Raw genomic sequence first — 8,933 nt, forward strand, 5'->3', positions numbered from 1 at the left:
ATTAGGGATTGAAACTGATTCCGGTTTGGAATTGCTCAAAACTGTACTCAGTTACAATTAACAAGAATCCCTATTAGGGATTGAAACGACAGTTAGATTGAGTTTATTGGCAAGATTTGTTGTTACAATTAACAAGAATCCCTATTAGGGATTGAAACTTTCTGAAAGCACTGATAATGCAGTCATCATTTAAGTTACAATTAACAAGAATCCCTATTAGGGATTGAAACAACATAAATCTTGATGATGCTAGTGGAAGCGATAGTTACAATTAACAAGAATCCCTATTAGGGATTGAAACCTCATCGTAGAAGTGGTAATAATAGGGTTTTGAGTTCATTGTTACAATTAACAAGAATCCCTATTAGGGATTGAAACCTTATCTGACAGATTAAAAGATATGGAACACAATCGTTACAATTAACAAGAATCCCTATTAGGGATTGAAACGCAGCTTCATTTATCCCTGCGATTGCTTACGAAATTATCCAAGTTACAATTAACAAGAATCCCTATTAGGGATTGAAACCGAGTGATTCTATTGCTCGTTCGATCTCATCAATTGTTACAATTAACAAGAATCCCTATTAGGGATTGAAACCAGATAGAGACAGCAAGCGACTTTATTCTGATAACGTTACAATTAACAAGAATCCCTATTAGGGATTGAAACAATGCTTTCCACGCCAACCCGAGAAACAAGCAAGGTTACAATTAACAAGAATCCCTATTAGGGATTGAAACTTAAGTCTTCCAGGAAAGTAGGAGAAACTTCCCCGTTACAATTAACAAGAATCCCTATTAGGGATTGAAACCTAAACCTCCAGCTAGAAGGGGGAAGTAAACTAAATGGTTACAATTAACAAGAATCCCTATTAGGGATTGAAACAAGAGAACTTCTCCATCGGATTGAATCATTCAATCGGGTTACAATTAACAAGAATCCCTATTAGGGATTGAAACAGCTATCGGCATTCGTCTAGGTATCTTTCTGTTCTCGTTACAATTAACAAGAATCCCTATTAGGGATTGAAACGTATCGTACACAGTCCCATCAGAATTTCCTCTTATGTTACAATTAACAAGAATCCCTATTAGGGATTGAAACGGATCGTTTACGGGGGAAAGCCTGTCTGCATTGAGTTACAATTAACAAGAATCCCTATTAGGGATTGAAACAACTTGGGACATTCGGAAGATACAGCAATATTGTTACAATTAACAAGAATCCCTATTAGGGATTGAAACGGGGAGTTGTAGCAGAGTTTATCATTTATTTATTGTTACAATTAACAAGAATCCCTATTAGGGATTGAAACATTCGATATTCATACAAGCCAGAAATATAATTAAATTCTGTTACAATTAACAAGAATCCCTATTAGGGATTGAAACTGCTCTGACAAAACCGGAACGTGATCATAAGCAGTGTTACAATTAACAAGAATCCCTATTAGGGATTGAAACACTTGAACGTGAGATAGAGCAACGCATTGAACTAGAGTTACAATTAACAAGAATCCCTATTAGGGATTGAAACATATTTATTTCGTTTAAACAAATAATGCTGCTTAGTTACAATTAACAAGAATCCCTATTAGGGATTGAAACCCTGAAGAAAAGCTAGAACAAATCCAAGATTATAGAAAGGTTACAATTAACAAGAATCCCTATTAGGGATTGAAACTACGACCAATAAAATCAGGATTAGAATCTTCAGAGTTACAATTAACAAGAATCCCTATTAGGGATTGAAACGAAAAGAACGAGAGTTTTGAACACTTTTGCAGCAGGTTACAATTAACAAGAATCCCTATTAGGGATTGAAACTTGGGTTCTGGTTTCTGGGGGATGGGTTCCCAACTGAATTCAAGTTACAATTAACAAGAATCCCTATTAGGGATTGAAACGGAAGTTTAGTAAATGCAGAACCAACGACGACAAGTTACAATTAACAAGAATCCCTATTAGGGATTGAAACCTTCGTGATATTAAAAAATACTCTTTAGATTCACAGTTACAATTAACAAGAATCCCTATTAGGGATTGAAACAAGTTTGGGGAGCGGTTTTATTCTTACAGAAAGTGTTACAATTAACAAGAATCCCTATTAGGGATTGAAACGGATAGTATCCCAAGCTTCATCCGGTACGTTATCAGGAAGGTTACAATTAACAAGAATCCCTATTAGGGATTGAAACGAGATTTTTCACGGCGAGAAATGCAGAGGCGATGGCATTTGTTACAATTAACAAGAATCCCTATTAGGGATTGAAACTTTGAATTCCCTCGGCTTCTTCTCTCGCTCTTTGGTTACAATTAACAAGAATCCCTATTAGGGATTGAAACGCCAATATTGACCAGGAATAGGAAGGGGCTGAATGTTACAATTAACAAGAATCCCTATTAGGGATTGAAACTTGGCATTCTCCATGCACAAATAACAAAATCTCCAATTGTTACAATTAACAAGAATCCCTATTAGGGATTGAAACTTGATTATCCACTCAGACAAACATTAAAACTTCTACCCAGTTACAATTAACAAGAATCCCTATTAGGGATTGAAACTTTGATAATTTTAATTATCATGGCTAATGCAAAAGTTACAATTAACAAGAATCCCTATTAGGGATTGAAACATAAAAGTGCCGACCAACTCCAGAGCGCCAGTATGTTACAATTAACAAGAATCCCTATTAGGGATTGAAACATAATGAATGTAGAGACAAGGAAAGAGGTAAAAGGTTACAATTAACAAGAATCCCTATTAGGGATTGAAACAGCTGAGGAATTAATGTGAAGACTAAACCCAGGATAGTTACAATTAACAAGAATCCCTATTAGGGATTGAAACCCTCTATGAGCTTTGCTGCAAGGTTCGGGAGCTGCCCAATGTTACAATTAACAAGAATCCCTATTAGGGATTGAAACTTGTAAATATTATGTAGATAGTTTATTAGATTCATCCATGTTACAATTAACAAGAATCCCTATTAGGGATTGAAACTTTAAAAGTTCAGTCCCATTTGGAACCCTCCTAAATAGTTACAATTAACAAGAATCCCTATTAGGGATTGAAACTGCCAAGGAATTCCCCGGCGGGTTCGTATAAACGTTACAATTAACAAGAATCCCTATTAGGGATTGAAACTTACAAATAGCTTTTAAAGCCTGATTATAAACAGTTACAATTAACAAGAATCCCTATTAGGGATTGAAACTAACGCGGGTGCTAGACTCGGGTTTCTCTGCTGAACTTTCGGTTACAATTAACAAGAATCCCTATTAGGGATTGAAACAGTGAAAAGAGATAGATTAGGGCCGCCAACACCGTTACAATTAACAAGAATCCCTATTAGGGATTGAAACAGCGTAAAATTAACGGCGGGTGAGTTTGTCAATCTTGGGTTACAATTAACAAGAATCCCTATTAGGGATTGAAACCACCGAGCATTTGGCGAATCCACCGAATAGGGGTTACAATTAACAAGAATCCCTATTAGGGATTGAAACTTATGCTTTCTTATTTGGCGATATCAATTCTTGAGTTACAATTAACAAGAATCCCTATTAGGGATTGAAACTTTGCTCCCGGTGTGAACTGCTCACCAGGCTTCCTAGTTACAATTAACAAGAATCCCTATTAGGGATTGAAACTCAATCCCTTTCAGGGATTCAAAGTTGCACAACTGTTACAATTAACAAGAATCCCTATTAGGGATTGAAACTGGGAGTTGACCAATCATTCCTAAGTCTTGAGGACAAGGTTACAATTAACAAGAATCCCTATTAGGGATTGAAACTTTGACTCGCAATTCATCTCGCCGCCAAATCGGAGTTACAATTAACAAGAATCCCTATTAGGGATTGAAACGAAAGGATTTCTTGCGGCTTTGAATCCATTCAAGGGTTACAATTAACAAGAATCCCTATTAGGGATTGAAACACTACCAGCCAAAATGACTACTAGGTAAATAATTGTTACAATTAACAAGAATCCCTATTAGGGATTGAAACGGGACTGTGTTGAGCAGGATGGTTAACCCGGGAAAGGTTACAATTAACAAGAATCCCTATTAGGGATTGAAACTTTATATTTATCATTTTAGGAACAGGCTCACCAAGTTACAATTAACAAGAATCCCTATTAGGGATTGAAACTCTTTTCAACTTGCGTGACTTCCATTATTTAATGTTACAATTAACAAGAATCCCTATTAGGGATTGAAACGAGAAAAAAGCTGATTTTGCCAGAGAAAAGTCACCGTTACAATTAACAAGAATCCCTATTAGGGATTGAAACGGTTTGATTGACGAGAATATAGGCAATTCCCAAGTTACAATTAACAAGAATCCCTATTAGGGATTGAAACAAAGACATGGTAGGGGTGATCTCTGAAACTGGACAGTTACAATTAACAAGAATCCCTATTAGGGATTGAAACATCACCCTTGTAGCGAGTCTCTCACCCTATTTTTCGGGATGGTTACAATTAACAAGAATCCCTATTAGGGATTGAAACGACTTGTTTGAGAGAGACACCGCAGGACGTAAAGTTACAATTAACAAGAATCCCTATTAGGGATTGAAACATCAATATAAGCCACTGTTTGGCAATGAATAAAGTTACAATTAACAAGAATCCCTATTAGGGATTGAAACACTCCAGTTTACTCTCTAGTAAAAAAACTTAATTTTGTTACAATTAACAAGAATCCCTATTAGGGATTGAAACAATTCAGATAGTCCAGTTCCTTCGCGGCGCTCCAGTTACAATTAACAAGAATCCCTATTAGGGATTGAAACTCAAGAATATTTGCTCCCAGTTTATTAGATCATGTTACAATTAACAAGAATCCCTATTAGGGATTGAAACAGTTTGCGGCCAGTCAATCACCCGAAGCAATCCGGTTACAATTAACAAGAATCCCTATTAGGGATTGAAACTATAGGCTATGAACGCGCGTTTATCAAACTTGGCAGTTACAATTAACAAGAATCCCTATTAGGGATTGAAACATAACCGTTGTAGCGAGATTCTTGCCCTGTTTTTGTTACAATTAACAAGAATCCCTATTAGGGATTGAAACTCAAACGAGCGCTACGACATGGGGAAACTATATTGGTTACAATTAACAAGAATCCCTATTAGGGATTGAAACAACACCAAAGTAACTAGGAGGAACGGGGAACGCTTCCCCAGTTACAATTAACAAGAATCCCTATTAGGGATTGAAACCGACAATAGCAGACGCTGAAACCCGCTCTAGACAGTTACAATTAACAAGAATCCCTATTAGGGATTGAAACGCCGTTTTGGTAAAAATCGCAAACAACCGGAAAGTTACAATTAACAAGAATCCCTATTAGGGATTGAAACGCAAGGAAACTTGACAGTAGATCGTTGCTGAACCGGTTACAATTAACAAGAATCCCTATTAGGGATTGAAACACTTGTAACTAATCGCCACATCCTGACGAACGAGTTACAATTAACAAGAATCCCTATTAGGGATTGAAACTTAGGCTTGCGTTTGCCCGCCGCCGTACCAGAAGGGTTACAATTAACAAGAATCCCTATTAGGGATTGAAACTTTTAATTGCAACTCAAAGCGATGCCAATAGATGTCTAAGGTTACAATTAACAAGAATCCCTATTAGGGATTGAAACCAACTACATTCTGAGCATCAGTTTGAACTCGAGAAGTTACAATTAACAAGAATCCCTATTAGGGATTGAAACGTGACTTCCTGTGGCGTAATCAGGAGTAAAATTAGTTACAATTAACAAGAATCCCTATTAGGGATTGAAACCCCTGAAATCCTCCCCGGTGGAACAGTTGTCGAAGTTACAATTAACAAGAATCCCTATTAGGGATTGAAACGCTAAAAAGCCAGGCACTCCCTATAACGACACGTTACAATTAACAAGAATCCCTATTAGGGATTGAAACCAGATAATTATCGGCGATCCTACTGAAAGATCTAGTTACAATTAACAAGAATCCCTATTAGGGATTGAAACTTCCCATCGAAAGTTTGATGGATCATAATCAAATGTTACAATTAACAAGAATCCCTATTAGGGATTGAAACTTTTACAACAATATCCGTAGTAGTGGAGGTTGTGGTTACAATTAACAAGAATCCCTATTAGGGATTGAAACTACTATAGTCGTGTGTAAAACGTGGAAATACGCAGTTACAATTAACAAGAATCCCTATTAGGGATTGAAACAATAACATTATACATGATTTTCAACTAAAAAGGTATCGTTACAATTAACAAGAATCCCTATTAGGGATTGAAACCGGACTCAGAAGGATTATTATGTTGGCGAATGTGGGTTACAATTAACAAGAATCCCTATTAGGGATTGAAACACGCCAAAATTACCGGGATTATATTTTTTAGCCGATTGTTACAATTAACAAGAATCCCTATTAGGGATTGAAACGGAACGCCTATCAATTCACCGCTTGATGCAATTTGTTACAATTAACAAGAATCCCTATTAGGGATTGAAACGAAATTCCAGACTCTCTGCACGCCACCCACAAACCGTTACAATTAACAAGAATCCCTATTAGGGATTGAAACTAAGTAATTCCAGAGATTTCCCGTATTGAATAAAAGTTACAATTAACAAGAATCCCTATTAGGGATTGAAACAAAATCACGATAAAACGCCTTTGACAGAATTGGGTTACAATTAACAAGAATCCCTATTAGGGATTGAAACTAAACGTTTGGCAAGTGAAGGTAAAGGCTGGGTTGGTTACAATTAACAAGAATCCCTATTAGGGATTGAAACCAGCAAGCTCTAACAGGTGGGCGCTATAGAAAGAGTTACAATTAACAAGAATCCCTATTAGGGATTGAAACGAGAATATGCCATCATATCGGAAGGAGTCCCAACAGTTACAATTAACAAGAATCCCTATTAGGGATTGAAACCAAAGCCAAAGCGGCGCAAGCCTAACCCACCTAGCTCAAAGGTTACAATTAACAAGAATCCCTATTAGGGATTGAAACGAAGTAACCCAGTATGTATACGCTAAATACATCAAAGTTACAATTAACAAGAATCCCTATTAGGGATTGAAACTCCTTACTCTTTCTTGGTCGTTGGGGAAGAAATACGGGTTACAATTAACAAGAATCCCTATTAGGGATTGAAACGGAGAGCAAGTTGAATCACTCCAACCAACGAAAAAGGTTACAATTAACAAGAATCCCTATTAGGGATTGAAACGCAGCTTCCATTAGCTTCGCTAAGATAATATCTGTTACAATTAACAAGAATCCCTATTAGGGATTGAAACCTACCGGGAGTTAAGGGAGACAAGGGCGATACCGGTGTTACAATTAACAAGAATCCCTATTAGGGATTGAAACTAAACCTAGTTTCTTCTCTAGTTTTGAACAGCAACTCATGTTACAATTAACAAGAATCCCTATTAGGGATTGAAACAAAGCAACTGGGAGGGTTAACGATACAGAAGCGAGTTACAATTAACAAGAATCCCTATTAGGGATTGAAACTTTGCTCTAGCGATCGCGGACTTTCCAATCTCAGGTTACAATTAACAAGAATCCCTATTAGGGATTGAAACAGTAGCAACCTCGTGGGAGTAGACCGCTTGGATGGTTACAATTAACAAGAATCCCTATTAGGGATTGAAACTCGTACTATTTCTTGTAAGGGAAGCGATCGCAAGTTACAATTAACAAGAATCCCTATTAGGGATTGAAACAGGGAAAATAGGAAGGCTAAAACCCTGATTCTCTGTTACAATTAACAAGAATCCCTATTAGGGATTGAAACTAAATATGCAAGTAAAGCAGTTGCATTTTCTAAGGTTACAATTAACAAGAATCCCTATTAGGGATTGAAACGAGGGAGAGTGAGGGGAAACTGTTGCAAGCAGTCCGTTACAATTAACAAGAATCCCTATTAGGGATTGAAACCCGGTAGTTCTGCCAGAGCAGAGAATCACTTCAGAAAGTTACAATTAACAAGAATCCCTATTAGGGATTGAAACTAAATTGAACGCTAAATAGAGAAAAACAGGAACTGTTACAATTAACAAGAATCCCTATTAGGGATTGAAACTCGCCAATTAGCACATCCTACTTGAAAAGGAAATTGTTACAATTAACAAGAATCCCTATTAGGGATTGAAACAACTTCCTTCTGAGTTTGTTAATAATCCTGTTGTTGTTACAATTAACAAGAATCCCTATTAGGGATTGAAACTCCATCGATAACCATTAAACTCATGCGCTTCCATGTTACAATTAACAAGAATCCCTATTAGGGATTGAAACTTGAGTATACCACTTTTAGAACCATTACACAAAATTGTTACAATTAACAAGAATCCCTATTAGGGATTGAAACGTACACCTTGCATTAGGGTATCGGGAGTATTATTCTGAGTTACAATTAACAAGAATCCCTATTAGGGATTGAAACTAAGGTTCCCTTCTACATCAAAACCAATATTTAAGTTACAATTAACAAGAATCCCTATTAGGGATTGAAACAATATCGGCATAAGGTGAGAGATCTTCCTCAGCTTCTTGTTACAATTAACAAGAATCCCTATTAGGGATTGAAACAGGGGAACTCGATAAGGTGCGATCGCAACTGTATCAGAGTTACAATTAACAAGAATCCCTATTAGGGATTGAAACAGATTGTCTAGCCAGTTAGTTTCCTTACCTATACGTTACAATTAACAAGAATCCCTATTAGGGATTGAAACTAATTATTGAACGAACTAAAGGAACTAACGAAGTGGTTACAATTAACAAGAATCCCTATTAGGGATTGAAACTGAGTTCCCCTGGCGATCGCTAAATTGTAAGATCACATCGTTACAATTAACAAGAATCCCTATTAGGGATTGAAACACAGACGAT

General features: G+C 36.7%; 1 CRISPR repeat array (cut by a window edge).

Annotation, left to right across the window (positions count from 1 at the left end):
• Positions 1–8,924: direct repeats of the CRISPR family, unit length 37 nt; unit sequence GTTACAATTAACAAGAATCCCTATTAGGGATTGAAAC (it extends 13,508 nt beyond the left edge of the window).
• The last annotated feature ends 9 nt before the right edge of the window (positions 8,925–8,933 follow it).

The sequence above is a fragment of the Limnoraphis robusta CS-951 genome (genome assembly GCF_000972705.2).